Here is a 26,358-nt window from a genome sequence, read left to right as displayed (position 1 = left end):
GCCAACCTATTCGAGCATGCGCGTGGTAGCAACGATGAATTTTTTTGGGTTCGTAAGGTAGGATTGGGCCCTTTAGTTTTTGGACTTTTCTTTATTATCAACTTTTCTTAGCTTTTGTTCTGCCTTTAAACCAATTAGTTTTCTTTCATAATCAAGATACTTTTGATGTTTTTGATACCACGTCACGAACCCAAATGACATTAGGAGTATCCCTCCATAAACTACTTTCCATCCCATTTCAATTCTGTCTTTTAGTCTTTCGGCTTGAAACTTATCAGATTTATACTTAGCACTTCTTCTATTGAAATCTTGTAATTCCTTTGATAATGAATCAATAGTTTTCATTAACTTCTTCTTCCTGTGAATTTTGAGTGTACTATCAGTCAAATGCATTTTCGCCAATTCAAGCTCGAAATCGAAGTTCACCAACCAAATGCTATCCTTAATTGAATAATTTGTAATTTCTTCAGCAAGAGTGTTTACGCTTTTTGATTCGTTATTAATGGTGTAAAACCCAAAAATAAAAATGGTAACCCCAGACAAGGCGATGAATTTGTATAAGTTATCAGTAGGTAACGGTACGGCGGTCATTATTATTGATTATGGTTGCATATCAAAAATAAACGATGTGTCGGTCGTATATAAAAACATGGTTTAGGACTTATCAACCGTATTTGTTGAAAAGACTGGATGTCCGGTACTAACTGAATATTTATGCTATTATAGTTCATTCAAGCCCAATACCAATTATAGATAGTAAAACCAAAGAAAAAGCTCTGACCGTTACAAAGGCATATTTTGGCATTAGAAGGGAAGAAACTCAGAATCTATATAGCGTTATAATTAGCTGTTAATTCTATGTAAGTCATTTAGTATTTCGGAATCAGTTAAAATCCTTAGGGCTTTTTCTCTAAAGCTTTTAGTGGTGTTTTCTTCAATGTTCCTCCTAACTTTAGCAATCGTCTTGTCTTGCATCTTTAGCGTTATGTCATCTTCAATGTTTGTCATACAATTAATAATTTAACACATAATCTACGAATACTATTCCATAACGGATAATATGTCATAGTGTCACTAATCTTATAAAGGCCCTTTACCCCATTATACAACTCTAAACTGGGGGGAATACAATTGATAGAGTTCAGGCTAAAGCGTCCGGTAAGTTATCTTTGTCAATTTTCATCCCGGAAAGGTGCCCTATTAAAGTTGTGATTTCAAATAATAGAATCTTTACTGTAGGTTGCTTAGATACATTTGCGATATTTTTGAAGAAAATATAGCGCTTCACCCATGTATCACATCTGCATTCTTACCGACGACGCTCATCTTACTACTACCGATGCCACCGGGCTTTTGGCCAATGTACTGCAAGAAGACGGGCTCTTGGCACAGGCTTTGGAAGCTCTTGGGTTACAAGTGACCCGAAAATCGTGGAGTGACCCCGATTTCGATTGGGGCCAATGCCAAGGCCTGGTCATTCGAAGTACTTGGGACTATATGGATCGCTTTGAGGAGTTTACCAAGTGGTTGGCACAATTGCCCATAAGCGTGCAGCTTTTTAATTCGCGGGAAATCGTGGGTTGGAATACCGACAAGCGCTACCTCTTCGATTTAGAAAAAAAGGGCGTGCCGGTTTGTCCCTCTGTATTGGTACCCCAGGGGAACCAAAAACCCTTACAGGAATGGATTTTGAAGCACCAATGGGATGAATTCGTGCTAAAACCATGTATTTCGGCCGGGGGGCGACATACCTATCGAATAACAGCTGAGGAGATAGATCGATATGCGTCCTTGTTTCTAGAACTTTCGGCCCAGGAGGACTTTTTATTGCAACCTTTTCAGCAGCATATTCTGAGTCATGGTGAAATCTCGCTGATGTATTTTGGGGGCCAATACTCCCATGCGGTAATCAAAAAAGCCAAAGCGGGTGATTTTCGAGTACAGGACGATTTTGGGGGTTCGGTGGCCGAATACGATCCCGACAAGGCGGTAATCCCTTTAGGGGAAACCGTTTTACAGGCTTGTCCCGAAATGCCGTTATATGCCCGGGTAGACCTTATTTGGGAAAACGAAGGCTGCTGGGTGTTGTCTGAAGTGGAATTGGTAGAGCCTGAGCTGTGGTTCCGTCATCGACCAGAGGCCGCTACGGTTTTGGCCCAACTGATCTACGCACGTTTATCCTGAGGTGTTTTTTCCTTTTTGGCCGGCATGGGGCCTCTTTTGTAAATGATTAATCCGTTGAGGAAATTCCGAAGGAACTGATCACCACACTCCATATACTTAGGATGGTTTTCGTTTCTGAAAATGGCGCCGATCTCACTTTTACTCACTTTAAAATCGGCCAGGGCACAAATGTCTACGATTTCGTCGTCGCGTAGTTTTAGGGCAACACGTAGTTTTTTAAATATGTCGTTATTGGTAAGTGCCATTATATTTCCAGTTTCTTAAATCTAATATCCAATTCATTTTCAATGCGGCGCATTAGGGGCATTTCCTCGTTTACGATAAAGGCGAGGGACACTCCACTTTTACCTGCCCTAGCCGTACGGCCACTCCGGTGGGTATAATATTCCAATTGTTCGGGCAAACGGTAATGGATCACATAGGCCAAATCCCGTACATCGATTCCGCGAGCGGCAATATCGGTAGAGATCAATACTTTTAGTTTTTTGCCTTTAAAGGCCCGCATGACTTTATCGCGATCTTTTTGGGTCATATCGCCCTCCAAAGCGGCTACTTGAAAACCTTGTTCGTTCAAAGATTCGAATAGGTTGCGAACTTCGGCCTTGGTCTTACAGAAAATTACCCCATGGGCATCGCGATTGCGTCTTAGAAAAATGGTCAGCACCCTGAATTTTTCCTTGACCGGGAGTTGAATAAAACGGTGTTCTATATTCGGATTCAATTTGCCGCCTTCCTCCAAACGGATATGCATGGCATCTGAGGCCATATAGTTACGAATGATCTTTTTGATGTCTTCGGGCATGGTGGCTGAGAATAACCAAGTTTTACGTTGGCCGGCCGCATATTTTAGAATACGGTTCAGATCTTGCTTAAAACCTAAGCTGAGCATTTCATCGGCCTCGTCCAAGACCAAAGTCTTTACTTGTTGTATGTCGAGTACCCCTTTTTCTACCAATTCCAACAACCTACCCGGGGTGGCTACAACGATATGGGTGGTACGGTTTAGGGCCTTTATTTGAGGTTCTATCTTGGCTCCACCGAAAACGGCCTCTACGAATATCTTCTTAGGGGCGTATTTGGTGAACTTGAACAATTGTTTTTTGATCTGTTGGGCCAACTCTCTGGTGGGCGCCAAGATCAAGCCTTGTACCACCGCTTTATCAGGATCTATCTGATGTAATAAGGGCAAGCCAAAGGCGGCTGTTTTTCCTGTGCCTGTTGGGGCCTGACCTACGAAATCACGGATTTCGTTCAACAAAAACGGAACCGTCTTTTCCTGTATCTGGGTCGGACGCTTGATATCTATTTCGGCAAGGGATTTTACGAAATGTGGTGTAACCCCCAAAGATTTAAAATCGGACATAGTAAGCTTTATGCCGCAAAGATAGTGTTATTCACGGCCTATTCCCCTATTCGAGGTCACTAGGTTCCAACTCAAAGAAATCGTTGACCGGTTTTTCGAACAATCGTGATAGTTTTAAGGCCAGCACCGTAGAGGGCACATAACGGTTTTTCTCTATGGAACTTATGGTTTGGCGAGATACCCCAATTTTTTGGGCCAATTCTTCTTGGGTAAGGTCCAAGATGGCCCGTTCAACTTTTAAACGGTTTTTCATGGGACAGGTTTTAGGCCGTTCGTTTTAGGTTCCAAAACGACAAGAGTTGAACGAAGAGCATAAAAAACAGCAGCTGAAAAGCGCCCATTTCGGTAGCATGTTCACTACTGCCCAATAATGAGCTAACACCAACGGTGATCCAAGGTTGTACCAAAGCGTATACCACTCCGGTAACAAAGGCCCAACGGTAACTTTGGGTACGGAGGCTTTGCATAAGTTCGTCCTCTACTTTTTCCTTGGCCAAGGAAATGATGAGCATACCCAACACCAATACGATATTGAGGGCGAGTTTTAGACCCTCGGGGCGTTCGTCCCAAAAGATTTTAGTGCCTATAAGGGCCAAAATGGCCATGGCGGTGAGGGCCAACCCAATGTTTTTGTAACTGTAGGGCAATTGCCAACGTGTCATTCGGTCGAAACGACGTCTTTCCTGTTCGTGAAATTTTGATGATGTCATAATAAGTATATTTGATTATATGTCAAATATACAGATAAAATAGTAAAATATACTTTACTTTGTAAAATTTGAGATTTCCCGCAACGTTGCAGGGGAAAAATCGGATTTACTGTGGTGCTTTGTGGTCGTAACTCAGTACCCGTTTTAACACCCATTGGTTTCCTCTTTTTAACCAGAGGTGTGTAAATTGAGCCGTACTGGTCAAGTATTTGTCCTTTTGGGGCTCTTTGATATAAAATCGGTGTATACCGTATTGTACGGCCCCATAGAGTTTACCTTGATCGTATAAAGGGTATATTTTATGACTGGCCTTATCCAATTCCCGTAATGGCTTTTTATCCGGATTACCACAGATATTCTGTTCCGTGATCTTTAAAAAGACGTCCTTCCCATGGGAAACACCGCCTTCGTCGTGGTAAAACTCCAAGTCTTCTGCAATTAATTGGGCCATGGTTTGTATATGGCATTGGTTAAAACCGGCCTCAAATAGCAAACTATCCAATTTTTGAATGGTGTTTTCCAAACTGGGTTCCTGGGCGTAGGCCATTCCGCTTAATACAAATACGCTTAAAATTCGTAATACTGGTTTCATGCTTTTCATTTTTGGTCGATTCTAATCTGGCCAAGATTTGGCCTTTGATCAATTAGGGTTTGACGGTTTTACCAACGAGAGGTTACAGAATATGGAAAAAAGTAAAAGATTGGGCAGACTAAAGCCTGTTTTCTTGCGTTTTACTATCCTAATTCAGATGATGAACTTTATGAAGTTTTTAGTTTTATTCCCGGCCCTAATATTATTTGTTTTGGGTACGGAAAGTGTTCAGGCGCAGACGGCCCAATCGGACAAGGAAGATAACAAGGTTGAGATTTTTACCGATGAAGAACGCGATAACCTTCAGATTTGGTTTTACAATGAAACCAAAAGTGCCATTCCGGAACAAGAGATACGGGATGAGTATTACTCAGTGGTGCTGTATTATGTGGTTAAGATGAAACGCCTGAACGATAAGGATAAAGGTTTAAGTAAGGACAAGGTGTATAGCGAATACCTGAAATTGCAAAAGAAGCAAAACAAAGAAGTTAAGAAAATCTTGAGTAGTGCTCAATATGCCAAACATTTGGAATGGAGTGAAATCTTGAACAAAAGTGTGTTGGAGCACCTTAACCGTATGTAGATTCGAACGCAAGAATTTATCTTAAAAGCCCCGTAATTGGGGCTTTCTTTATGGGAGGGGTTTAGAGAGACGAAAGGTTACTACCTCACCCGACATGGCCGTAAAAATGCCTAAACCATTCACTACATTGCTTGGGGCTACGATCAATTCACGCGAATCTTGCTTTTGGGTGTCGAAAAGATCTACGTATTCTTGGTTTACCCGGTACACATATACGCGGTATTCACCATATTCTGGAAAACTTAGTGCAGGAACCGTGTACGTATCGGTTATAATAGGGTTGGATACCAATGAAAAACCTCTTAAAAGCGATTCGATATTTTCCGGTAAGGGAAAATTTTCGGGAAAGATGGGGCCTTCACCTTGTATCAGTTCAAAAATCAGTATATGGGGCAATTGATCCGGATTGCTCCAGTTTACGGTAAACCTGGCGTTCTGCATTAATTGTTGTAAGGTTTCCTGAATCCCTATTTCCAATTTTATTTCAGGAATTTCGATGGTCTCAGGGGTAATGCCCAAGTCTTTGGTGGGCATGGGAACCTGGGTAGTTGCAGATGCCGTACGCCCATTTCTTTCGACCGAAATCCCAAAAATATCGCCACTGTCCACATACACATTCGGGTTGGTGTAGCCTGCTAGGTTTTCGTCATAATACAACGTAAAGACCTCACCGGCCTTAACCAGTTCGATCTGGGCATCCGTTATGTCTTGCATGGGGTCCGATGTGGCATTCAAATCGAAAACCTCCTTAACCCGAAGCTGTTTTATTCCCTCTAAATTGGTGAGGTAGCCTTCTACGATAAAATTGTCGATATCGTTTAGGGAGTTATCTTCCGTACAGCCAAAAAAAGGCAAGCAATAGAGTAGGAATATGAATCTTTTCATGGTCAAAATTTTAGATTGAAGGATAGGTTCGGGGTGGTACCCAGATAATTGATTTGGGTTACCAATACCGGACTTTGGTTAAAATCGTACTCGTAATACCAAACGTTTTTGCGGTTATAAAGGTTGAAAACGGATAGGGCAACTTCCGATTGAATACGTTTACCCAGGGGAAAACGATACATGGCGGCCACATCTAACCTATGGTATGCAGGCAAACGCGATCCGTTTTTAGAACCAACATCAACGAACCCGAGACCGTCGCCATTTAGCAGGTCAATACTGTATTGCCCTTGGGGCTCTGAGTAGGGTTTACCGGAACCATAGGTAAAAGTCGACGAAAAATTCCACCGACCCAGTTCGTAATTCTGAACCCATTTCAGTTCGTGGAGCTGGTCGTGCAAGGCCGGAAAAGAAGCGCCGTAATTTAGTTCGGGAAAGGTATTGCGCACCTGGGCCAAGGTATAAGAGATCCATCCGGTATAGGCACCGCTTTTTTTCTGGATCAGAAATTCGAGCCCTTTGGTTATACCGGTCCCAAAGAAGAAAAGTTGGGCCTCGCCATTGCCATTGGTCCTTCGGAACTGCTGTGAGAATTCCGAAAGACCCGATAGGTATTTGTAATAGCCTTCGATGTCGAACAGCCAGCCCTGGGTCTCATAGGAAATCCCAAGAACATAAAGATCGGCCTCACTGATGGGGATAATGTCGGTTTCGGCCAACATCCAGAAATCCCGGGAGCCTTCGGTAATATTGTCGTTTATGATCCTGTTGGTGAATTGATAATGCTTACCATAGGCTGCCTTTAATTGGGTTTTAGGGCTTAGTTGATAACGCATCGAAAAACGTGGGGCCAGTAAAAAGTCGTTGGTCAGGTTGTAGTAACTGGCCCTAAGTCCCATCTCAATATTCAGTTTTTCGGTCGGTACCCAAGTATCGGAGAGGTAGGCCGCTAGATAATGGGCCTGCTGCGAGCGCTCTAAAATAATGGTGTCTTCGTCCCTAACATTACTATAATCGATATGGTTTTGGGTGTATGAGGCCCCAAAACCGATTTTATGTTTGCCGTTGTATGCATATTCGGTGTCTATGGAAGCCTTTAGTTCTTCGACTTTGTTGTCTTCAATAATCTGGGTATTGAAATCTTGTATGGGCTCGGGCTCCCCATCGCGGGTTACCAAAAAACCGATTTGACGATCATAATTGCTAAAGTATTCCGAACCGGCCATCAATAGAGATGTATACCATTTTGAATCCCATTGACGTGACCATTTCAATGACGCCCCGTTATTGCCCCAATTGGTAAATTCATCGATGGCCCCTGCTATGGTAATCGCAGCCGTTTGGGGAGGGGTAATGATCCGGTTCAGGATTCTTGATTCATCCAAATAATCCTTTCCGCTATAGGTGCTTAAACTGATCAAATCTTTGGAACTCGGTCGGTACGATAGTTTGGTATTCCAATCATAGAAATAAAAATCAGGTTCTACTTGTTGTATTTCGGCATTGGTCAAGGTGGCGGGGGCGTCACTGTCCAAAAGGTTGTCGGAAATGGAATTGAACAAAGGGCTTTCCATGATGTCGGTATACGACCGCCTACCGGCCATGGAGATCGACCATTTGTCGTGTAAGGGAATTTCGAGAAATCCATTGGCACTTAATAGATTGATGCCGAATTGACCGCCGATTTTTTCAAAGCTTCCGGTCTTGCCCATAAGATCGACGACACTAGAGGTACGACCTCCATATTTGGCGGGAAATGCCCCTTTGTATAATTGTATTTCTTTGATGGCATTGGTGTTGAAGGCGGAAAAGAACCCGAAGAAATGGTCTACTTTGTACACGGTCATACCATCTAGAAGGACCAGGTTTTGGTCTGGGGTCCCCCCTCTAACGAAAAGGCCCGAGCTATTTTCGTTGGTGGCACTGACCCCCGGGAGTAGCTGTAATGATCGAAATACATCAACCTCGCCCACATTGGGCAAAAGTTTGAGCTGGTTGGTGGCCATAACTACCTTGCTAACCCCCTGCTCTACATTTAGTATTTTGTTCTGATGGTGGGTAAGCACCACTTCACCCAGTTCCGTGGCCAAGGCGGTCAAACGGACCTCAATGGGCATCGCAGTCGCTTCGTCTAGGGTATAATAAAGTGTCTTATAGCCTACATGGCTTATTTGGAGCTGGGTACTACCTTCGGGGACATTGAAAAGACTAAAGTATCCGTCGGAGTTACCCATGGTTCCCGTATCGGTATCTTTTACCATAACGGTAGCAAAAGGTATGGTTTCCCCGTTGGCATCGTCTTTGACGATACCACTGATTTGATTTTGGGACCATAAAAACAAAGGCGTGGTCAACACCCAAAACAATAGTTTGTACTTCATTGATCAAGGGATTATATAGGCCCCCGGGTTCGAGGGCCTATTTGGGCAGATCCAGTAGGTAAATAGGTTGGGGCGTTGCATTTACTTTTACGAAGTATACCTTTCCTATGCTAACAAGTATATTGGCTTAAGCGAATACCTATCTGAAGTGCCCGGGGGTTACTTTTTGGTTTTGGTTATAGTGTCGGTCTCGAAAACTTGCCAAGTCCTTTTTAGGTAATCGACCATGGGTTTGAATACTATGATTAAGGGGTTATGGCCTATAAAACCGGTAGTGACACCATAATTCACTTTTTCCGTTTCGGGAACGTAGGTGTCGAAAATCCGATCCCATAGAATCAACATTCCGCCATAGTTTTTATCGAGATAATCGGGGTTGGATCCGTGGTGTACCCTATGGGCCGAAGGGGTGTTCAGGAAGATACCCTCCAAGACGCCCAGTTTACCTATGGCCTCGGTATGTAAAAGAAATTGATAAAATAGGCTAATGGCCAAGCTCAACGAGATCAAAACAGGGTCGAAGCCCAATAATACCAAGGGTACATAAAACAACATAGAGATGAACTTGCCGAACCAGTTTAGTCTTCCCGCTGCCGTAAGGTTGAACCACATGCTGGAATGATGGGTATGGTGGATAGACCAGAGAAAAGGTATTTCGTGGCTTAACCGATGGTACCAATAATAAACCAGCTCTACCATTAGAAAGGTGAGGCACAATACCAATTCATTGGTCGGTAGCTCATAAATACGATAGATCTCTGCCCATTCAAATAACCAAAGGGCCCATAAAAGCGATAAGGGTTTGATCAATTTGCCTATGGCGATAATAAACAGATTGGTCAAAGAGTCTTTTAGGTTATAGCTGTTTTTTTTCGAGAGGAAGGCCCACAATACCTCCAAGGCGATCAAGCCCACGAATACATAGAATAAAATGCTGGCAATGCTGGTTTCCATAGTTGTTTTTCGGTAAAACTACTATGGGCAGTCGGTAAGTTTTGGGCCTAGTTGTGCCAAGTGACCGAAAAGGGTGGTGAAGCGTCGGTTTTCAACTTTGGGTGAGCCAACTTTTTATTAAAGGGGCCTTGCTTTTACTTATGACCAAACGTTGCGGACAAGGGGGATCCGTATTGAGAATGAGCTTCCCGTTAAAGTAATGTTGAAGGCTATGGATGGCATCTTTGTGTACGATACACTGTCTGTTCGCCCTAAAAAACCAACGTGGATCCAATTCCTGTTCCAGTTCTTCGAGTTTTTGGTCTGTTTTGTAGTTTTTTCCTGATTTTTCAAATAAGAACACAACCTGTTCCTTAATGAGGAAATAGGCGATTTTATCAATGGAAATGGGGAGCAGCCGGTCGCGATGATTGACTAAAAAGGTTTCCTTGAATTTTCGTGGGTTCTGTAGCTGTTCGGCCAACTGCCTTAACAAGGGAGTATTTCTAGATTGATGATGGTCTTCCCGTTTTTGTAAGGCCCTTTCCAAAGCTTCCATGGTAATGGGTTTAAGAAGATAATGGATGCTATTCACTTCAAAGGCCTTCAGGGCATATTGGTCATATGCGGTCAAGAAAACAATAGGGATATCGATTTGGACTTGGTCAAAGATGGAAAAGGCCAACCCATCGGCCAGTTGGATATCCATAAAGATCAAATCTAGATCGGGCTTGGTAGAAAAATAGGAAACCGCCGCACGAACGGTATCGAGGGTGGTACTAACCTCAATATTAGGGTCTGCTTCAAGAAGTAAGGCTTGTAACCTTTGCGCCGCCAGGGCTTCGTCTTCTACTATGGCTACTTTCATATTATTGTGGGTTTTAGGGGTAGACCTACCTTAAAATGTCCGTCTTCATTTACGATTTCAATATTTTCGCCCAAGAGTAAATGGAATCGCTCGTTTAAATTGTCCAGACCGATACCAAAACTTTCCGATGACCCTATTTTGGGTTTAATGGGATTACTGACCCAAAGGGTGTCCTTATGCATTTCGATTTTTATCCGAAGCGGAAAAGCCTTCGAGACCTCATTGTGTTTTATGGCGTTCTCTACCAAGGGCTGTAGTGCCAATACGGGTAATTGGTGCTGATGTACGCTAGTTGGAAGATCCAAGCTTAGCTGTAGCTTGTCGCCAAAACGCTGTTGTATCAAGAAAAGGTAGTGTCGTAAAAATTCAAGTTCTTCCGAAAGGGTAACCACATGTTGGTCCTTTGCTTTTAAGATATAGCGGTAGGTCTGCGATAGTTGTTCAATGAACATGATCGCCGTGTTTTGGTCTTGCTTTACCAAATGGGTCAAGGAGTTCAGGGCATTGAATAAAAAATGGGGGTTGGTTTGGTTTTTTAGACTTTCCAATTCGGCCAATATGGCTTTTCGCTTTAAACGTTCGGTTTCAAAGGCGGTGATCTTTCGTCTTTCTTCCAAGACCATGGCCCGGGCCATAATGGTGAGACAGACCAAAAGTAATAAATAGACATAGTTGGTAAATCGGGGAAAGAGGGTCATGGTTCCGTCATTGACCCACTTTTCGGTTATTCGGAACCCGATTACGAAAAATATCATGACCAAGATCGTTACCGCCACGTTTTTAAATTGTATGGAGGGCTTATTCAGTTGAAGCATGGGTCTTAGATGTACCCCAAGAACGACCAAACTAAAAAGAAACACGAACACCAACCTTAATGCGGTATCGGGTGCCGAAACCGGAATCAATGTTTCTTTGGTCTGGGCTAAAACCCCCAAGATCCGGGGTAGGTTCACCAATATGGAGGTGAATAGGGCTATACGGATCGCTTTATAAAAAATGGGTTTTGACATTGGGTATAAGTTACGTTTTCTTTTGAACTGCATCGAATGGTGCCATTATAAAAAAAGGGAAAGATCGCTCCTTCCCTTTTTCGTGCTCATTTAGGCAACGATCAATTCTTGTTTCGCTGCTCCTTGAATTTCTTTTTGGCCTCAGCCTGCATTTTTTCGTACACCTTAAATTGATCTTTGCTGAGCAAAGCCTTCATTTCGGCATCTTTGTTTTTTCTGATTTCTTTCAGGGCCTTATATTTTTTCCATTTGCTATCCGAACTATTTTTTAAAGCTTTCATCTGCTCGCCATAGCGTTTACTGATTTCCATGAATTTTTCCTCCTGTTCGGCACTAAGGTTCATCTCATCTAGATACTTGGCCATGGGGCCATCCCCCATTTCCTTCAAGACTTCCCGCATATCTTCTTTATGTTTTAGATAGGTCTGGTATTGGGCGTCGGACAAAAGGTTTTTCATTTCAGTATCTTTCGCTGTTTTAATGTGTTGGGCCTCTTTTAGTTTTTCTTGTTTTGGGGCATCTGAATCTTTTAAGGATTTCAATTGCTCTCCATATTTCTTGCTTATGGCCAAATACGATTCTTTTTGGTCTTCAGATAGGTTTAAATCTGACATAAACTGCTTTAGGTTTTCCTTGGCGGCCTCTTTTTGTTTGGGTTTTAGTTTGTCTTGGGCCAGTCCGAATACGGAAATAGATAGAACGAGTACTAGGATTAGATGTTTTTTCATGGATTTCATTTTTAATCAGTTTCTAAGGTACCGGTCACTTTATATGCCTGACCGTCGGGCGTTTCTATAGATATATATAGCACATTGTTGAATTCAAAATAGGTTTTTCCATCTATTTCAATGGTGTCGGTTTCATCAGGTAAGGTTGTTACCACGGCATGCAATGGGGCATTTACAACCACGTATGTTTCCGCTTTTTTCTTATAGAATGTCCCATGGTAAAAATAATAACTGACGCCTGCCACGCGAATTATTCGGTAGCCTAAGGGCAATACGGTAACCCGTAAGCCTATGGGTGCTGGTACGATCCTATAAACGCCATTGTAGGGTCTGTAATAGATGCCCCCGATATAGTGATAGCTATAAGGTCCATGGCTTACCACTACGGTACCACGGGGCAGGGTATGTACAACGCGGACCCGGGCTACTGGTCTACGATAGATTACCTTGGGGCCGGTAGTACGTACTACCGTACGCCCTGGGCGTTTTACGACCACGGTACGTTGGGCCTCGACCTGGGTATAAAAAAGGAAACATAATGTTATGAGTAGAAAACGCATACTAAGGAAGTTAAATAAAATGTGGTAGATCTATTTACAAAGACGGGCGTCTTCTAGGTTTGAAATATCGGGTAAAGGATACCATGAAAACAGAATTTCGGGCACCGGCCAAGAAGGTATCGGCAGTTTGGGTTCCGGAAATATCTTGAAGCCCTTGTTTCCATAAAAATTGAATGCTGCCCCGGGGAATACCGAAACCGAACCCCAAAACCGAACCAAAGTCAAAATCTTGGAAATCCCCGCGCTGTAGTGGGCCCCATCCGCCCGAAAAAGTACCCCTATAATCGTAATCGGCTGCCAGCAAAATAGCCCCATAACCGCCCACCGTAAAATGGAAGGCATGTCCCATTTTCAAATTGAGCATCAGGGGTACCTCAAGGTAGTGTAGGTTAAAACGGATATCGCCTAAATAGACATTGTTCAGGCCATAACTGGCCAAGGTGCCTTTCATGATATAGTTCAACTCGGTCTGAACGGAAACGGTCTCCCTAAGTGAATTCGAAAATTTAGCCGCAAGTCCGAATGTTGGGGAAAATCGATAGGATCCAGATCCGGAATCCATGGCATTAAAGGTCGCCAAGCCCCCACCAAAACGGAAGCCCAAACTGCTGTGTTGGGCCATGGTTATGGTTGTCGAAATAAGAAGAAGGCCTAGTAAGTATAGGGCACGGATATTCATGTTTTTTTTGAAAACAAAAATAGGCGCGCCTATCCTATAAAGGTTATTGGTCCAAGGTCAATCGGCTAAATCGGGATGTCAAATGACAGTATTGCCAACCCAAACGTACCAAGCTACAGTTTGGGCCCAACCTTACCATCGTAACGGTTACTGTCGCGTATATTGCTGTTCACGTTAAGATCGGCACCGCCTTTTCTACCAATCGAAAGTACAAAGCCCAAACGCTCCGACTTCCCATCGGCATCAAAACTGATCTTAATACGCTGTTTGGCATCGTTATACTCTACTTTGTAATTTTCTACCGGACCATCTACTTCAAAGCCACCGTTGCCCCCGATTTTTCCTACATGGGCCGTACCGAAAAAAGGCAGATAGGCGACACAATTTTTAGAAGCTATACTTACGGTATTGTTATCGCCCTGAATGTTAATACGCCTACCTTTTTGGGTAGAGACCCAGTCGGCGGTAAAGGTATAGGCACCTGATTCTATCAAGGTTTTCGTGGCTTCGTATTCTTGTTGGTGTTGGCTGGCCTTGGCCGCTTTTTTGTCCTCTTTGTCCTGTGCGCTTATTACTTGGCCCGCACACAAGATCAATGCGAGCATGATTAGTTTTTGCATGTTTTGTGGTTTTTATGTTTAAATATACGATTTTACACGGGCTTGAAACCTATAACTTTAGTCTATAACAACCCAAGGGTAAGTCTGTAGGGTTTCGCCCATGCCGATGTGTATCTATTTGGATATATTTATGGGATCAATTAATGTAAACACCATGGATGTACCAGCCGATATTGTGGTCGAACGTTTAATACGGGCCAATAAACAGGATGCCTGGAGGGCCCTTACCGAAAAGGAAAGTATGCTGGCTTGGTTTTTTAGCAGTATACCTGATTTTAAGCCAAAATTGGGGTTTCAAACACAATTTGTGATCAAACCCAGTGCGCGTACATTTACCCATGTCTGGAAAGTCTTTGCGGTTGTTCCTTATGGGCAGATCGCCTATTTATGGCATTATACGGAATATGAAGGCCTAGCGGAGGTGTCTTTTACCATAAAGGAAGTTGATGGGAATGTGGAGGTAGCGGTTCGGAATAGGGTTTTGGAACCATTTCCGACCGAAATTCCTGAGTTTACGCGGGAAAGCGGCCTGAACGGCTGGCATTTTTTTATGGATCGTCTTAAGGATTATCTCGAAGGCAGACCGGTAAATCCTTTGGAGTTTTGAAAATGGCCCAGACCTTAAAAAGTACCTTATGAAAGATCAAAAATCTTTATTTGCCTTAGACCCCAAAGTCCATTATTTGAATTGTTCCTATAAGGCACCCATGCTCAGATCTGTTGCCGAAGCTGGACAAAGCGCTATGCAAAAAAGTATGCAGCCCTATACCATCAGTTCCGATGATTTTTTCGACGGACAGGCACGGGTACGTAACAAATTTGCCCAACTGGTCGGTGCCCATGCCGATGAGGTAGTGAGTTTACCGGCAACTTCTTATGGTTTTGCTTCGGTATTGAACAATATTTCCGCAATGGGCGGACACAAAAAAGCGATTACGGTTTCCGATGCCTTTCCGAGTGGGTATTTTTCCCTACAACGATGGTGTACCGAAAATGGGGCCGCATTGGAGGTGGTTGAAGTAGACCGGAGTTTGGAACTGCCCGGCGCGGACTGGAATGCAAGACTACTTGAGGCCATAGATAAGGATACGGCCGTAGTATTGGTGCCCTCGGTACATTGGATGACAGGTTTACGTTTTCAGCTTGAGGCCATTGGTGGGAAATGTGCCAGCGTGGGCGCTGCTTTTTTGGTAGATGGTACCCAATCGGTTGGTGCGCTGCCCATCGATGTAAAGAAATGCCAAATCGATGCCTTGATCTGTGCCGGATACAAATGGCTAATGGGACCCTATGGTATAGCTTTGGGGTATATTGCTGGGAAATTCCATGCCGGAATACCTTTGGAAGAATCTTGGATGAACAGGAAAAACGCCCGGAATTTTGGCGATCTAACCAATTATTCTGTGGAATATGCCGAAGGGGCGGGCCGATATAACGTAGGCGAAATGAGTCATTTTATTTTAATGCCCATGATGGAAGCCGCCCTGGATCAGATCCTGGCATGGTCGCCCATGGGTATTCAAGAATATACCGGTCAATTGGTGTTGCCTTTGTTGGGCTATTTTAAAGAAAAAACGGTCCCTATAGAACCCCTGCCCTATTTTTCCAGTCATTTGTTCGGTATTAAATTACCCAAAGAACTTTCCGCAACAGTTTTTAAAAGTAATTTGGAAGAGGCCCATGTTTTTCTTTCCCAACGGGGAGAGTTTATACGAATTGCCTTGAATATGTTCAATACCACAGAAGATATCGCTACCTTGATCGATGTGTTCGAAAAAACCTACCATAATGGCGCAAAATGAAAATGAACTTTTGGTGGCACGGTTTTATACCGCCTTCCAGAATAAGGATGTTGCCGGAATGCAGGCCTGTTATGCCGATGATGTCGTATTTACCGACCCCGCTTTTGGTACGCTACATGGCGATGCCGCCAAACAGATGTGGGCCATGTTGCTATCTCGGGGAACCGATTTAAGTATAGATTTCTCCGATGTGAAAGATAATGGGCAAACCGTAACCGCTAATTGGAATGCGTATTATGCATACGGCCCCAAAAAACGAAAGGTACATAACAAAATACAAGCCCATTTTTGGCTCGAAGGAGGTTTGATCGTTCACCATGTCGATCGTTTCGATCTTTGGAAATGGTCGCGCCAAGCCTTGGGACCAATGGGGTTCGTGTTGGGCTGGTCAGCTTACTTTAAGCAGAAACTACAAAGTAAAACCAGGGCCATGCTCAAAAAGTATATGGCGCAAAAAGCCTAGCGCATCAATTTTACCGCTTTTTCCCTTATAATCTCGCCCACGGGTCGGTTCTGTAAATGGCTTTCGAGCCAAGAAAGGATGTCGAGGTATAAAAAGGCCCGTTTTTCGTAAGGGTGATCTTCGTACTTTTTCAGTTCGTGGTAGAGTTTCTCGAATTCCCCACGTAGTTCAGACGGATAAATGTTGCCCAGTTTTCGTAAGAATTTGATCATCTCACGCTGCACGGCATGCAGGTCGTTCATTTTCAGTAAGAACTTATAGGTGCTTTTTAACTGTATCTCCAAGTGGTAATCCATGCCGGCCTCGTAATGGGCTACGAGATTCAATACCCGGGCAAAACACATCAAATCTTCCCGCATGGTCAGGTTTTTATTCTCCACGATACGGTTTAGGTACTGTATGCAGTTTTTATGATCGCCCATACCAAAATAAAGACTACCGATTTTGTAATACAGCAGCATAATATGATGCGGGTCTATCTTATCCTTATGTTTTTTGATGCCATATTCAATAATATTCACCAAATACAATCCTTTTGAAAAGGTGCCTTCCATAAAATGAAGGCTCAGTTTGTTGGAGTTGAGGTACAAAAAACCCAAGGCGGTGATATTGTCGTTTTTCGGAAAGTTCTTATCACTTAGTTTTTCCTCCATGGCCTCCAAGGTGTCTTTGAATTGGGTGCCGTATTTCAAAAAATAGAGCGACTCCAATAAATAATGGTTGCCTTTAAGATAGAATACTGGGTTTAAAGCCACCATATCGGGGTACTCATCGAACAGGGCCACCCATTTTTTGGAATAGCGGTAGGCCGATAAAAAATCTTGGGTCAATAGGCTATGCCATAAATGGGCCTTATACAACCACAATTTTTCACGGAAACCCAGTTTGGTAATATCGTAGGCGGGTAACTTGGCCTTAAAATACTCGGTGACCATCTCTAGGTCTTTGTTGTTACGAACATAACCGAGCTTTAGCATAACCCCGTACAACTGTAACGAGAGGTTGGAGAGTTTACTGGTTATCACATTAAGGGCCGAAAGCTCTTTGGCCTGTATGGCTAGGGTATCTGCCCGATCACGGGTGCTTCGGGTAATGTATTGGGTTTCGATAATTTTTTCAAGCTCCACGATTTCGTAGGCAATGTTCTTTTCCTCGTTATCTACGGCAATCACCTTGGCCTTGTCCAATAACTTCAAACTTTGTTTGTATAGTCCCTTTTGGTACAGTATGGTGGCAAAATCGAGCTGTTCCCGTATTTGTACGCGAATACTTTGGTTTACCGGATTTAAGCGCAGACTGATCAATATCTGTTTGTATAAATGCGCTTTTAGGTTCGATAACTGCGATTTTTTTACGATTCCGCCGTCCAAGATGGCCTTTTCGTCATAGTCTTTCAGTTTGTCCAAAAGGTTGAACAGGGCCAAAAACTTGGCGTCAGAATTTACACCTAGCCTACCCACATACAATTTGAATTGCCGTTTTTCGGACTTGGATAAGGATTTTACCAAAATGAAGAGACTATCCTTGGGCGTATTTGTCATCGTAAAAAAATAATATTCAACTAACTGTAATTTAGCTGTTTAGGTTGTGTCTTGCGACAGTTAACATTGTAAAAGTGTGCTGAGGTTTTGTTCAGGGAAACGGACTACGCATATTTTCGTAATGTTATCTAAAAATAGGTAAATATAATGAGTAAAGAGAAAGTACACATTTTTGACACTACCCTAAGGGATGGGGAGCAGGTGCCCGGCTGTAAATTGGATACCCAACAGAAACTGATCATCGCCGAACGCCTCGACCTGCTGGGGGTAGATGTGATCGAGGCTGGTTTTCCTATTTCGAGCCCGGGTGACTTTACCTCTGTCTCAGAAATCGCCAAGGTAGTTAAAGAGGCTACGGTCTGTGGTCTTACCCGTGCGGTTAAAAAAGATATCGAAGTGGCGGCCCAAGCTTTGGTGCATGCCAAACGCCCTAGGATCCATACGGGTATCGGTACTTCCGATTCCCATATCCGTTATAAGTTTAACACCACCAAGGATAAGATCATCGAACGTGCCGTTGAGGCCGTTAAATATGCGAAGTCTTTTGTGGAAGATGTTGAGTTCTATGCAGAGGATGCCGGTCGAACCGATAATGAATTTTTGGCCAAGGTCTGTGAGGAAGTGATCAAGGCCGGGGCTACGGTCTTGAATATTCCGGATACTACCGGTTATTGCCTTCCGGAGGAATATGGTGCCAAAATGAAATACCTGCGTGAGAACGTAAAAGGCATCGATAAGGCGATATTGTCTTGCCACTGCCATAACGATTTGGGCTTGGCCACGGCCAATTCCATTGCAGGCGTACAGCATGGTGCCCGCCAAATAGAATGTACCATTAACGGTATTGGCGAACGTGCCGGAAACACTTCTTTGGAAGAGGTGGTCATGATCTTGCGCCAACACCCAGATTTGAACTTAGATACCAACATCAATAGTCGTTTACTGAACGAAATGAGCCGCATGGTATCTGAAAAAATGGGCATGATCGTACAGCCGAACAAAGCCATTGTTGGATCGAATGCCTTTGCCCACAGTTCGGGTATACACCAAGATGGGGTAATCAAAAACAGGGAAACCTATGAGATTATCGATCCTGCCGATGTGGGGGTAGATGAATCTTCAATTGTTCTTACCGCCCGTAGTGGCCGTGCCGCATTGGCCTATAGGGCGAAAAAGGTGGGCTACGAACTGTCTAAAAGGCAATTGGATGTAGTTTATGTGGAGTTCCTCAAATTTGCCGATAGAAAGAAAGAAGTTGCCGATAACGACATCCATTTGATTATGGAGTTGAGTAAACTTGAGATTGAAAATTTAGCCTAAACGCTATTTTCCTAATTGAAACGATGAAAAAAACACTTTTTGATAAGGTTTGGGATGCCCATGTGGTAGATACCGTACCCAACGGTCCCCAAATATTGTATATAGATAAACACTTGATTCATGAGGTAACCAGTCCTCAGGCGTTTTCAGAGTTAAGACAACGTAATATTCCTTTGTTTAGAAAGGATCAAGTAGTAGCGACGGCCGATCATAATGTACCTACGTTAAACCAGCATTTGCCCATTACCGATGCCCTGTCTAAAAAACAGGTGGAAATGCTCTCCAAAAATTGTGAAGAATTTGGGGTAGAATTATATGGTTTAGGGCATCCGTATCAGGGAATCGTACATGTAATGGCTCCGGAACTTGGGGTGACCCAGCCGGGTATGACCATGGTTTGTGGCGACAGCCATACCTCTACCCACGGGGCGTTCGGTACCATTGCCTTCGGAATCGGTACCAGTCAGGTAGCCCAGGTTTTTGCCAGTCAATGCCTCCTCTTACAGAAACCCAAGAGTATGCGAATTACCGTTAATGGTGATTTGGCTCCTGGGGTGTTGCCTAAAGATGTTATTCTATACATTATCGCCCAGTTGGGTACCAATTCGGGTACCGGTTATTTTGTAGAATATGCCGGCGACGTGTTCGAGAATATGAGTATGGAAGGTCGTATGACCGTGTGTAATATGAGTATTGAAATGGGTGCCCGTGGGGGAATGATCGCTCCGGACCAAACGACTTTCGATTATGTAAAAGGGCGTGAATTCGCCCCACAAGACGAAGCTTTCGATAAGAAAGTAGCTTATTGGAAAACTTTGCCTACCGATGAAGGTGCCGAATTTGATCAAGAATATCAATTCGATGCGGCCGATATCGCCCCTATGATTACCTTCGGAACCAATCCGGGTATGGGTATCAAAATCACTGAAAACGTACCTACTACGGAAGATGCCTCTTTTGAGAAGTCTTTGCGTTATATGGGCTTTGAACGGGGCGAAAGCCTGTTGGGCAAACCCGTAAACTATATTTTTATCGGAAGCTGTACCAATGCCCGAATCGAAGATTTTCGTGTGGCGGCTTCTTTTATCAAAGGCAAGCAAAAGGCCGATAATGTTACGGCATTGATCGTTCCGGGTTCACAACAAGTGGCCAAGCAAATTGAAGCCGAGGGTTTAAAAACAGTTTTTGAAGAAGCAGGTTTCCAATTGCGTCAAGCGGGCTGTTCGGCCTGTTTGGGTATGAACGAAGATAAAATTCCGGCCGGAGAGTATTGTGTATCTACCTCCAACCGAAATTTTGAAGGTCGCCAAGGTCAAGGCGCTAGAACCCTATTGGCGAGTCCGTTGGTAGCGGCCATTACCGCCGTAGAAGGAAAGATAACCGATGTAGCAACCGCCCTAAACGCTTAAGGAAGATGGAAAAATTCACTAAACTGACATCTAGGGCCATTCCCATGCCCATAAAAGACATAGATACCGATCAAATAATTCCAGCCCGATTTTTAAAGGCCACCGATAAAGCGGGCTTTGGCGAGAATCTGTTTCGCGATTGGCGCTTTCATAAAGATGGCAACCCCAATACCGATTTTGTATTAAATTCGGAGACCTATACCGGTAAGATTTTGGTAGCTGGCGATAACTTCGGTTGTGGATCAAGTAGGGAACACGCTGCATGGGCCCTGGAAGATTACGGTTTTCGTGTGATAATCTCTAGCTTCTTTGCCGATATTTTTAAGGGAAATGCCTTGAACAACGGCTTATTGCCCATTCAAGTAAGTGAGGCCACCTTAGAAGCTATTTTGAATAAGATCAGTGAAAATCCGGAAACGGAACTGGTGGTAGATTTGGAAAAACAAGAATTGAGCCTAGATGCCATTGGCCTCAAGGAAAGTTTTGAGATCAATGAATATAAAAAAATGTGCCTCTTGAACGGATATGATGATATTGATTTTCTTTTGAGTAAGAAAGAGGCTATTGAAATTTTTGAAAAACAGCGCACTAACTAATAATATTCCATGGAGTTAAAGATTGCATTATTACCCGGAGATGGTATTGGCCCAGAAGTAACCGAACAGGCCGTAAAATGCCTGCATGCCGTAGAGGAGGCGTTTAATCATCATTTTGTATTTACCGAGGCCCATGCCGGTGCCATTGCCATAGATCATACGGGCGACCCCCTACCTGAAGCCACTTTACAAGTGTGTAAAGAGTCTAAGGTGGTATTGTTCGGTGCCATTGGCGATCCTAAATACGATAATGATCCTTCGGCCAAGGTACGCCCGGAACAAGGCTTGCTCAAATTGCGCAAAGAGTTAGGCTTGTTTACCAATATCAGGCCTTTAAAAGTATACCCCTCTTTGGTCGATCGTTCGCCTTTGAGACCCGAAAAGGTGGCTGGCTGCGACTTTACCATATACAGGGAACTTACCGGTGGCATCTATTTCGGTAAAAAGACCTTGAGTGATGACGGCACCGTAGCATCCGATCTTTGTGAATATTCTGAAAAAGAAATCGGGCGTATCGCACACATGGCCTTTAAGGCCGCCAAGGCCCGAAATAAAAAACTGACCTTGATCGATAAGGCCAATGTATTGGAAACTTCCCGCTTGTGGCGTAAAGTGGTTACGCGTATTGGGGAAAGCTATCCCGAAGTGGCACTCGATTTCCTTTTTGTGGACAACGCCGCCATGCAAATGATCCTTAATCCAAAACAGTTCGATGTGATCCTTACCGAGAATATGTTCGGAGACATCATTTCAGATGAGGCCAGTGTGATCGGTGGTTCTATCGGGCTATTGGCCTCGGCTTCGGTAGGCGATGGCCATGCCATGTTCGAACCTATCCATGGTTCTTTCCCAGAAGGGGCCGGTAAGAATATCGCCAACCCTATAGCCTCTATCCTATCGGCATCCATGTTGTTGGATCATGTTGGTTTGGCTGAGGAAGCAGCGACGGTACGTGCCGCTGTCGATAAGGCTATTGAGAAAAACGTGGTTACTCCCGACCTGAATCCGGATGGCAATTACGGAACCGATCAGGTAGGCGATTTTATCGCGCATAGCATTGTAGATATACACGAGCATATCAGCTTTAACGATGAAAATATCGAAGCCGGCAAGTCGACGATTATCTAAAACCGGATACTTCAATAAAAAAGACCGATATGGCATGGCCCGTATCGGTCTTTTTCTTTTTGGTTGGTGCTATCAACTTACTTATTCTGCCAATAAGCTACTTACATAACGGCCGAAATTTTCGGTATAGGCTTCATATTTGGCCCCAGTGGCCGGGCCATTGAATCCGGTCTGTATTTTACGTACATCCCCTATTTTATCGATAAAGATCGTCGTGGGGTAACTGATTACATGGTTTAACATGGGCAGTTTCTCATGGGCCATTTTTTTATCTTCCGTACCAAATTGGGCCAATAAAATGGGGTAATCGATGTTCAAACGCTCTCGTAATCGCTGTATACCCTTAAAAGCTTTTTCTTCCGTTTTGGCATATTCAAAGGCCAGGGCGACCACTTTGATGTCTTGTTCGGGGTGCTCCTTTACATAATTGGCCAAAAAGGTACTTTCGTCCAAACAATTGGGGCACCAAGTACCCATAAGTTGTACTATGGTTACTTTATTGGTAAAATAAGGATCGGTCAGTGAAACCATTTTACCATTGGTATCGGGGAAACTGAATTCTAATCGTTCGTATCCCTCCTTTAAATAGGTCAACGATTCTTCATCGGGTAGTTCAAAGGCATCATTTCGCTTGGCTGTAAAGGGTTCTTTAAAATGGTTTCCTGAATAAAAAGTACCATCTAACCTACCTTTTTTGATCTTTCCCAAGAAGAGGAAAACATGGGCGCCATCGAAGGTAGACAGTTTTAAGGAATCGCCTTCTACCACACCTTCTAAATAGCGGTAATCGCCTGTAGGTGTTCGTATGGTTCCGGTTACGATTTCATCTTTTTGGGCAAATACCCCTTGGGCCACATAGGCTTCCTCCGTGTTTTCAGAAAAAGCCATCTCCCATACCCCCGATACGTTTACTGCGGGCAATTCGGATACCCTGAATCGTGGGATTTTACCAAAGTCGGCCTGAAAATGTACATGGCGGTCCAAACTTTCCTTTATAAAATGGCCCTTGATGCTGTGATTATCGAAAACCCCTTGGATATAGCCTTCAAAAACCGGCATACGGATGGTAATGGTATCCCCATTAAACTCAAGTTCATCGACCTCGAAGCGCTCGTCTGAATTGTGAAACTCTATGTGGTAAGCGCCAGAGTCAACCTGACTTACCTTCATATCCAGGGGCAAGGTCTTTCCGTCCATTACCTCCATTTGCGCGTGCCAATGCCCAAGTTGTAATTTTTCATCAACAGCGGGGCCACAGGATAACAAAAATGCCACCATTATTACGGGAAGTAGAAATTTGGTCATATGTCTGGTATTAGTACGCCCTGGCACCAACTCCTTACAAATCTAAATTATGTAAGCAGGTTTTGAATGTCTTTCGCCTTTATCTTATCTTTACCGATTGGATTTATGCGGGGTCTCCAAGGAATCTTATCCTAATTAAATCATTTTTGAGGAAATAATAAAATCTTCTGGAGTAAAGCTACTATGTGCTTGTGATAAGGAAGATAAAATCTATAGTTTAAGAGAACCGGAATGAAAATTTCTTACAATTGGTTAAAACAGTTTGTCGAAGTTGACTGGGATGTCGAAAAAACGGGTGCCTTATTAACCGACCTGGGGCTGGAAGTAGAAGGAATATCGGAATATGAATCTGTTAAAGGTGGTTTAAAAGGTGTGGTTATTGGGCATGTAGTTGAATGTGTTCCCCATCCGAATGCCGATCGTTTAAGGCTTACCCAGGTAGATTTAGGAAATGGTTCTCCTGTTCAAATCGTATGTGGTGCCCCAAATGTCGCCGCAGGTCAAAAAGTTCCGGTGGCTACTGTGGGTACCGAACTTTTTGATGCCGAAGGCAAGGCTTGGAAAATAAAGAAAGGCAAGATTCGTGGCGAAGAAAGTCATGGTATGATCTGTGCCGAAGACGAATTGGGTCTAGGTCAAAGCCATGATGGCATTATGGTTTTGGACAACGCTTTAGAACCGGGTACTCCCCTAGCCCAGGTCTTTGAACTGGAAAACGATCAGGTTTTTGAAATCGGACTCACCCCGAACCGGGCCGATGCCATGAGTCATTTTGGCGTAGCCCGTGATCTAAGGGCCGGTTTAAAACAACAAGAGATATCCAAAGAATTGATAACGCCCTCGGTTAGTAATTTTAATGTAGAAAACCGTTCGTTGCGTTTCGATGTCGAAGTAGAGAACCCTGAATTGGCGCCGCGTTACTGTGGTCTAACCATTAACAATCTTCTTGTACAAGATTCACCGGACTGGTTAAAGAATAGATTGAAAAGCATTGGTTTGAACCCAATCAATAATGTGGTCGATATTACCAATTATGTACTGCACGAATTGGGGCAGCCCTTGCATGCCTTTGATGCCGCTAAGGTAAAAGGGAATACCATTCGAGTTAAGACCTTGCCCCAAGATACGCCCTTTGTTAGTTTAGATGGGGAAGAGCGGAAATTGAACGCCGCAGATCTCATGATATGCGATGGGGAAGATAACCCTATGTGTATTGCTGGGGTTTTTGGGGGTTTTGATTCGGGGGTTACCGAAAATACGACTTCCATTTTCTTAGAAAGTGCCTATTTTGATCCGGTGTCCATTCGAAAAACGGCCAAAAGACACGCACTAAACACCGACGCTTCCTTTAGGTTCGAACGGGGCATTGATATTAATACCGTTGAGTATGCCTTAAAGCGTGCCGCCCTTCTGATCCAAGAAGTGGCCGGTGGTGATCTTACTTCCGATATCGAAGATCTTTATCCGAAAAAGGTGGAACCCAAACAGGTGTTCTTGACTTATAAAAAAATCCATGGGTTGATCGGACAAGAGATTCCGGCCGAGACCATAAAATCCATTTTAACCTCTTTAGAGATTAAGGTGAAGAACGTTTCTGAATCTGGTCTGGGTCTTGAAATACCTGCCTATAGGGTAGATGTGGAGCGTGAAGTAGATGTTATAGAAGAGATATTGCGTGTGTATGGTTATAACCAGGTCGATTTCAGTACCAAGTTAAATGCCTCCATTGCCCCTACCGATAAATATGATGATCATAGGTTGCAAAATGTAGTGGGTGGTTATCTCGCTTCTAATGGTTTTTACGAGATTTTGACCAATAGCTTAACCAAACCCGCATATGACGAAGTAGATGGCTTACCCAATACCCCAGTAACCTTATTGAATCCGCTAAGTTCCGATCTTTCGGTTATGCGCCAACAAATGCTTTTTGGCGGATTGGAATCCATAGCCCATAATATTAATAGAAAGAACGATTCGTTGTGCTTCTTTGAATACGGCAAAACCTATCACCAATATGCCGAAACACGTGAAGAAGAAAAGCATTTGGCGTTGTGGGTAACGGGCAAACGCGAGACGGCCTCTTGGAATTCTACAGGTAATCCGGCCAGTTTCTTTTATCTGAAATCGCAGTTGGAAGGGGTGCTTCAACGCCTAGGTATTTCCAATTTTAGTTTTAAAGCGCAAGAACATCCCCTGTTTTCAGAAAGCTTAAGTCTTAGGATCGCCAAGGATAAAGTAGGTGCATTTGGTGTGGTTAAATCGAGTGTCTTAAAACAATTTGGAATAAAACAAGAGGTGCTCTATGCCGATTTAGACTGGTCAAAACTATTACTTTGGGCCTCAAGGACCAAGATCGGTTTTGTAGATTTGCCCAAATTCCCTGCCGTAAAAAGGGATTTTGCCCTGTTGTTGGATGAAGGTGTGGCCTTTACTGAAATTAATCAGCTGGCCTTACAAAGTGAACGCAAGCTTTTAAAGCAGGTAGAACTTTTCGATGTGTACACTGGGGATAAATTACCCAAAGGGAAAAAATCGTATGCGGTTAGTTTTACCTTACAAGACGAAAAAGCAACCTTAAAGGATAAGCAGATCGATAAGATCATGGATAAGTTGCGTAAAACCTTTGAGACTAAATTGGGCGCGGAATTGCGGTAGTTATAGAAATTAATCAAATTTTTATAAAATAGCCTGGATGCAT

At 43.5% G+C, this 26,358-nt stretch carries 27 protein-coding genes; 10 read left to right on the top strand and 17 right to left on the bottom strand.

What is annotated here, in order from left to right; all coding sequences use genetic code 11:
* Positions 1 to 72: 72 nt before the first annotated feature.
* Positions 73 to 591, bottom strand: coding sequence for a hypothetical protein (locus B7P33_RS12925; protein ID WP_097442441.1), 519 nt, complete (start codon positions 589 to 591; stop codon positions 73 to 75).
* A 699-nt stretch (positions 592 to 1,290) separates the two neighbouring features.
* On the opposite strand from B7P33_RS12925, the gene B7P33_RS12920 reads away from it, so the two are divergent.
* Positions 1,291 to 2,184 (top strand): ATP-grasp domain-containing protein, encoded by an 894-nt coding sequence (locus B7P33_RS12920; protein WP_097442440.1) that lies wholly within the window; start codon positions 1,291 to 1,293, stop codon positions 2,182 to 2,184.
* Here the strand turns inward: B7P33_RS12920 and B7P33_RS12915 are convergent.
* The 5 genes from B7P33_RS12915 to B7P33_RS12895 form a co-directional block, all read right to left on the bottom strand.
* Positions 2,166 to 2,429 carry a DUF1456 family protein gene (locus tag B7P33_RS12915; RefSeq protein ID WP_097442439.1) on the bottom strand — a complete coding sequence of 88 codons (264 nt, stop codon included), beginning with the start codon at positions 2,427 to 2,429 and terminating at the stop codon, positions 2,166 to 2,168. The two genes, B7P33_RS12920 and B7P33_RS12915, sit on opposite strands and share 19 nt — an antisense overlap.
* Positions 2,429 to 3,547 carry a DEAD/DEAH box helicase gene (locus tag B7P33_RS12910; protein WP_097442438.1) on the bottom strand — a complete coding sequence of 373 codons (1,119 nt, stop codon included), beginning with the start codon at positions 3,545 to 3,547 and terminating at the stop codon, positions 2,429 to 2,431. Before B7P33_RS12910 ends, B7P33_RS12915 begins: the two co-directional genes overlap by 1 nt.
* 46 nt (positions 3,548 to 3,593) lie before the next feature.
* The gene (locus tag B7P33_RS12905) at positions 3,594 to 3,800 is read right to left on the bottom strand and encodes a helix-turn-helix transcriptional regulator (RefSeq protein WP_097442437.1); all 207 of its coding nucleotides are present in this window, start codon (positions 3,798 to 3,800) and stop codon (positions 3,594 to 3,596) included.
* Positions 3,801 to 3,810: 10 nt separating this feature from the next.
* Positions 3,811 to 4,257: a hypothetical protein gene (locus B7P33_RS12900; RefSeq protein WP_141402476.1), complete on the bottom strand. Its 447-nt coding sequence runs from the start codon at positions 4,255 to 4,257 to the stop codon at positions 3,811 to 3,813.
* A gap of 106 nt (positions 4,258 to 4,363) precedes the next feature.
* Positions 4,364 to 4,849, bottom strand: a complete 486-nt coding sequence (locus B7P33_RS12895; protein WP_172435940.1) for a nuclear transport factor 2 family protein — start codon at positions 4,847 to 4,849, stop codon at positions 4,364 to 4,366.
* 169 nt (positions 4,850 to 5,018) lie between these two features.
* Here B7P33_RS12895 and B7P33_RS12890 point away from each other — a divergent pair, with 169 nt between their 5' ends.
* Positions 5,019 to 5,432: a hypothetical protein gene (locus tag B7P33_RS12890; protein WP_141402475.1), complete on the top strand. Its 414-nt coding sequence runs from the start codon at positions 5,019 to 5,021 to the stop codon at positions 5,430 to 5,432.
* 48 nt (positions 5,433 to 5,480) lie between these two features.
* Here the strand turns inward: B7P33_RS12890 and B7P33_RS12885 are convergent, their stop codons facing one another.
* The 9 genes from B7P33_RS12885 to B7P33_RS12845 form a co-directional block, all read right to left on the bottom strand.
* Positions 5,481 to 6,317 carry a DUF4249 family protein gene (locus B7P33_RS12885; RefSeq protein WP_097442433.1) on the bottom strand — a complete coding sequence of 279 codons (837 nt, stop codon included), beginning with the start codon at positions 6,315 to 6,317 and terminating at the stop codon, positions 5,481 to 5,483.
* A gap of 2 nt (positions 6,318 to 6,319) precedes the next feature.
* The gene (locus B7P33_RS12880; protein WP_097442432.1) at positions 6,320 to 8,698 is read right to left on the bottom strand and encodes a TonB-dependent receptor; all 2,379 of its coding nucleotides are present in this window, start codon (positions 8,696 to 8,698) and stop codon (positions 6,320 to 6,322) included.
* A gap of 159 nt (positions 8,699 to 8,857) precedes the next feature.
* The gene (locus B7P33_RS12875) at positions 8,858 to 9,652 is read right to left on the bottom strand and encodes a sterol desaturase family protein (protein ID WP_097442431.1); all 795 of its coding nucleotides are present in this window, start codon (positions 9,650 to 9,652) and stop codon (positions 8,858 to 8,860) included.
* Between the two features lie 91 nt (positions 9,653 to 9,743).
* Positions 9,744 to 10,499, bottom strand: a complete 756-nt coding sequence (locus tag B7P33_RS12870) for a LytR/AlgR family response regulator transcription factor (RefSeq protein ID WP_097442430.1) — start codon at positions 10,497 to 10,499, stop codon at positions 9,744 to 9,746.
* Complete coding sequence (locus B7P33_RS12865; RefSeq protein ID WP_172435939.1) at positions 10,496 to 11,509, bottom strand: sensor histidine kinase; 1,014 nt, start codon at positions 11,507 to 11,509, stop codon at positions 10,496 to 10,498. The genes B7P33_RS12870 and B7P33_RS12865 overlap by 4 nt, the downstream gene beginning before the upstream one ends.
* 101 nt (positions 11,510 to 11,610) lie before the next feature.
* Positions 11,611 to 12,237, bottom strand: a complete 627-nt coding sequence (locus B7P33_RS12860) for a hypothetical protein (RefSeq protein ID WP_141402474.1) — start codon at positions 12,235 to 12,237, stop codon at positions 11,611 to 11,613.
* Positions 12,238 to 12,248: 11 nt separating this feature from the next.
* A complete protein-coding gene (locus tag B7P33_RS12855) occupies positions 12,249 to 12,797 on the bottom strand; it encodes a DUF6515 family protein (RefSeq protein ID WP_097442427.1) in 549 nt (182 codons plus the stop codon).
* A gap of 34 nt (positions 12,798 to 12,831) precedes the next feature.
* Positions 12,832 to 13,419, bottom strand: coding sequence for a porin family protein (locus B7P33_RS12850; protein WP_172435938.1), 588 nt, complete (start codon positions 13,417 to 13,419; stop codon positions 12,832 to 12,834).
* Positions 13,420 to 13,589: 170 nt separating this feature from the next.
* Complete coding sequence (locus B7P33_RS12845; RefSeq protein ID WP_097442425.1) at positions 13,590 to 14,096, bottom strand: DUF4251 domain-containing protein; 507 nt, start codon at positions 14,094 to 14,096, stop codon at positions 13,590 to 13,592.
* Between the two features lie 130 nt (positions 14,097 to 14,226).
* On the opposite strand from B7P33_RS12845, the gene B7P33_RS12840 reads away from it, so the two are divergent.
* Genes B7P33_RS12840 through B7P33_RS12830 form a run of 3 tightly spaced genes read left to right on the top strand, consistent with a single transcriptional unit; the run spans position 14,227 to position 16,361 of the window.
* Entirely contained in the window at positions 14,227 to 14,703 is a 477-nt protein-coding gene (locus B7P33_RS12840) for an SRPBCC family protein (protein ID WP_172435937.1), read from the top strand.
* Between the two features lie 28 nt (positions 14,704 to 14,731).
* Positions 14,732 to 15,898: an aminotransferase class V-fold PLP-dependent enzyme gene (locus tag B7P33_RS12835; RefSeq protein WP_097442423.1), complete on the top strand. Its 1,167-nt coding sequence runs from the start codon at positions 14,732 to 14,734 to the stop codon at positions 15,896 to 15,898.
* Positions 15,885 to 16,361, top strand: a complete 477-nt coding sequence (locus B7P33_RS12830; RefSeq protein WP_097442422.1) for a nuclear transport factor 2 family protein — start codon at positions 15,885 to 15,887, stop codon at positions 16,359 to 16,361. Before B7P33_RS12835 ends, B7P33_RS12830 begins: the two co-directional genes overlap by 14 nt.
* On the opposite strand, the gene B7P33_RS12825 is transcribed toward B7P33_RS12830, so the two are convergent.
* Positions 16,358 to 17,902 carry a hypothetical protein gene (locus B7P33_RS12825; protein ID WP_097442421.1) on the bottom strand — a complete coding sequence of 515 codons (1,545 nt, stop codon included), beginning with the start codon at positions 17,900 to 17,902 and terminating at the stop codon, positions 16,358 to 16,360. The two genes, B7P33_RS12830 and B7P33_RS12825, sit on opposite strands and share 4 nt — an antisense overlap.
* 147 nt (positions 17,903 to 18,049) lie before the next feature.
* Here B7P33_RS12825 and B7P33_RS12820 point away from each other — a divergent pair, with 147 nt between their 5' ends.
* Genes B7P33_RS12820 through leuB form a run of 4 tightly spaced genes read left to right on the top strand, consistent with a single transcriptional unit; the run spans position 18,050 to position 22,355 of the window.
* A complete protein-coding gene (locus B7P33_RS12820) occupies positions 18,050 to 19,222 on the top strand; it encodes a 2-isopropylmalate synthase (RefSeq protein ID WP_097442420.1) in 1,173 nt (390 codons plus the stop codon).
* A gap of 23 nt (positions 19,223 to 19,245) precedes the next feature.
* A complete protein-coding gene (gene leuC / locus B7P33_RS12815) occupies positions 19,246 to 20,631 on the top strand; it encodes a 3-isopropylmalate dehydratase large subunit (RefSeq protein ID WP_097442419.1) in 1,386 nt (461 codons plus the stop codon).
* 5 nt (positions 20,632 to 20,636) lie between these two features.
* Complete coding sequence (gene leuD, locus B7P33_RS12810; RefSeq protein WP_097442418.1) at positions 20,637 to 21,227, top strand: 3-isopropylmalate dehydratase small subunit; 591 nt, start codon at positions 20,637 to 20,639, stop codon at positions 21,225 to 21,227.
* 9 nt (positions 21,228 to 21,236) lie between these two features.
* Positions 21,237 to 22,355 carry a 3-isopropylmalate dehydrogenase gene (leuB, locus tag B7P33_RS12805; RefSeq protein WP_097442417.1) on the top strand — a complete coding sequence of 373 codons (1,119 nt, stop codon included), beginning with the start codon at positions 21,237 to 21,239 and terminating at the stop codon, positions 22,353 to 22,355.
* A gap of 81 nt (positions 22,356 to 22,436) precedes the next feature.
* Here the strand turns inward: leuB and B7P33_RS12800 are convergent, their stop codons facing one another.
* The gene (locus B7P33_RS12800; RefSeq protein WP_097442970.1) at positions 22,437 to 23,660 is read right to left on the bottom strand and encodes a peroxiredoxin family protein; all 1,224 of its coding nucleotides are present in this window, start codon (positions 23,658 to 23,660) and stop codon (positions 22,437 to 22,439) included.
* Between the two features lie 231 nt (positions 23,661 to 23,891).
* On the opposite strand from B7P33_RS12800, the gene pheT reads away from it, so the two are divergent.
* Positions 23,892 to 26,315, top strand: coding sequence for a phenylalanine--tRNA ligase subunit beta (gene pheT / locus B7P33_RS12795; protein ID WP_097442416.1), 2,424 nt, complete (start codon positions 23,892 to 23,894; stop codon positions 26,313 to 26,315).
* The last annotated feature ends 43 nt before the right edge of the window (positions 26,316 to 26,358 follow it).

The sequence above is a fragment of the Sediminicola luteus genome (assembly GCF_002514735.1).
Classification (GTDB): domain Bacteria; phylum Bacteroidota; class Bacteroidia; order Flavobacteriales; family Flavobacteriaceae; genus HQA918.
Note: the sequence above shows the minus strand (reverse complement) of the source record. Positions and strands in the feature narration are given on the sequence as shown.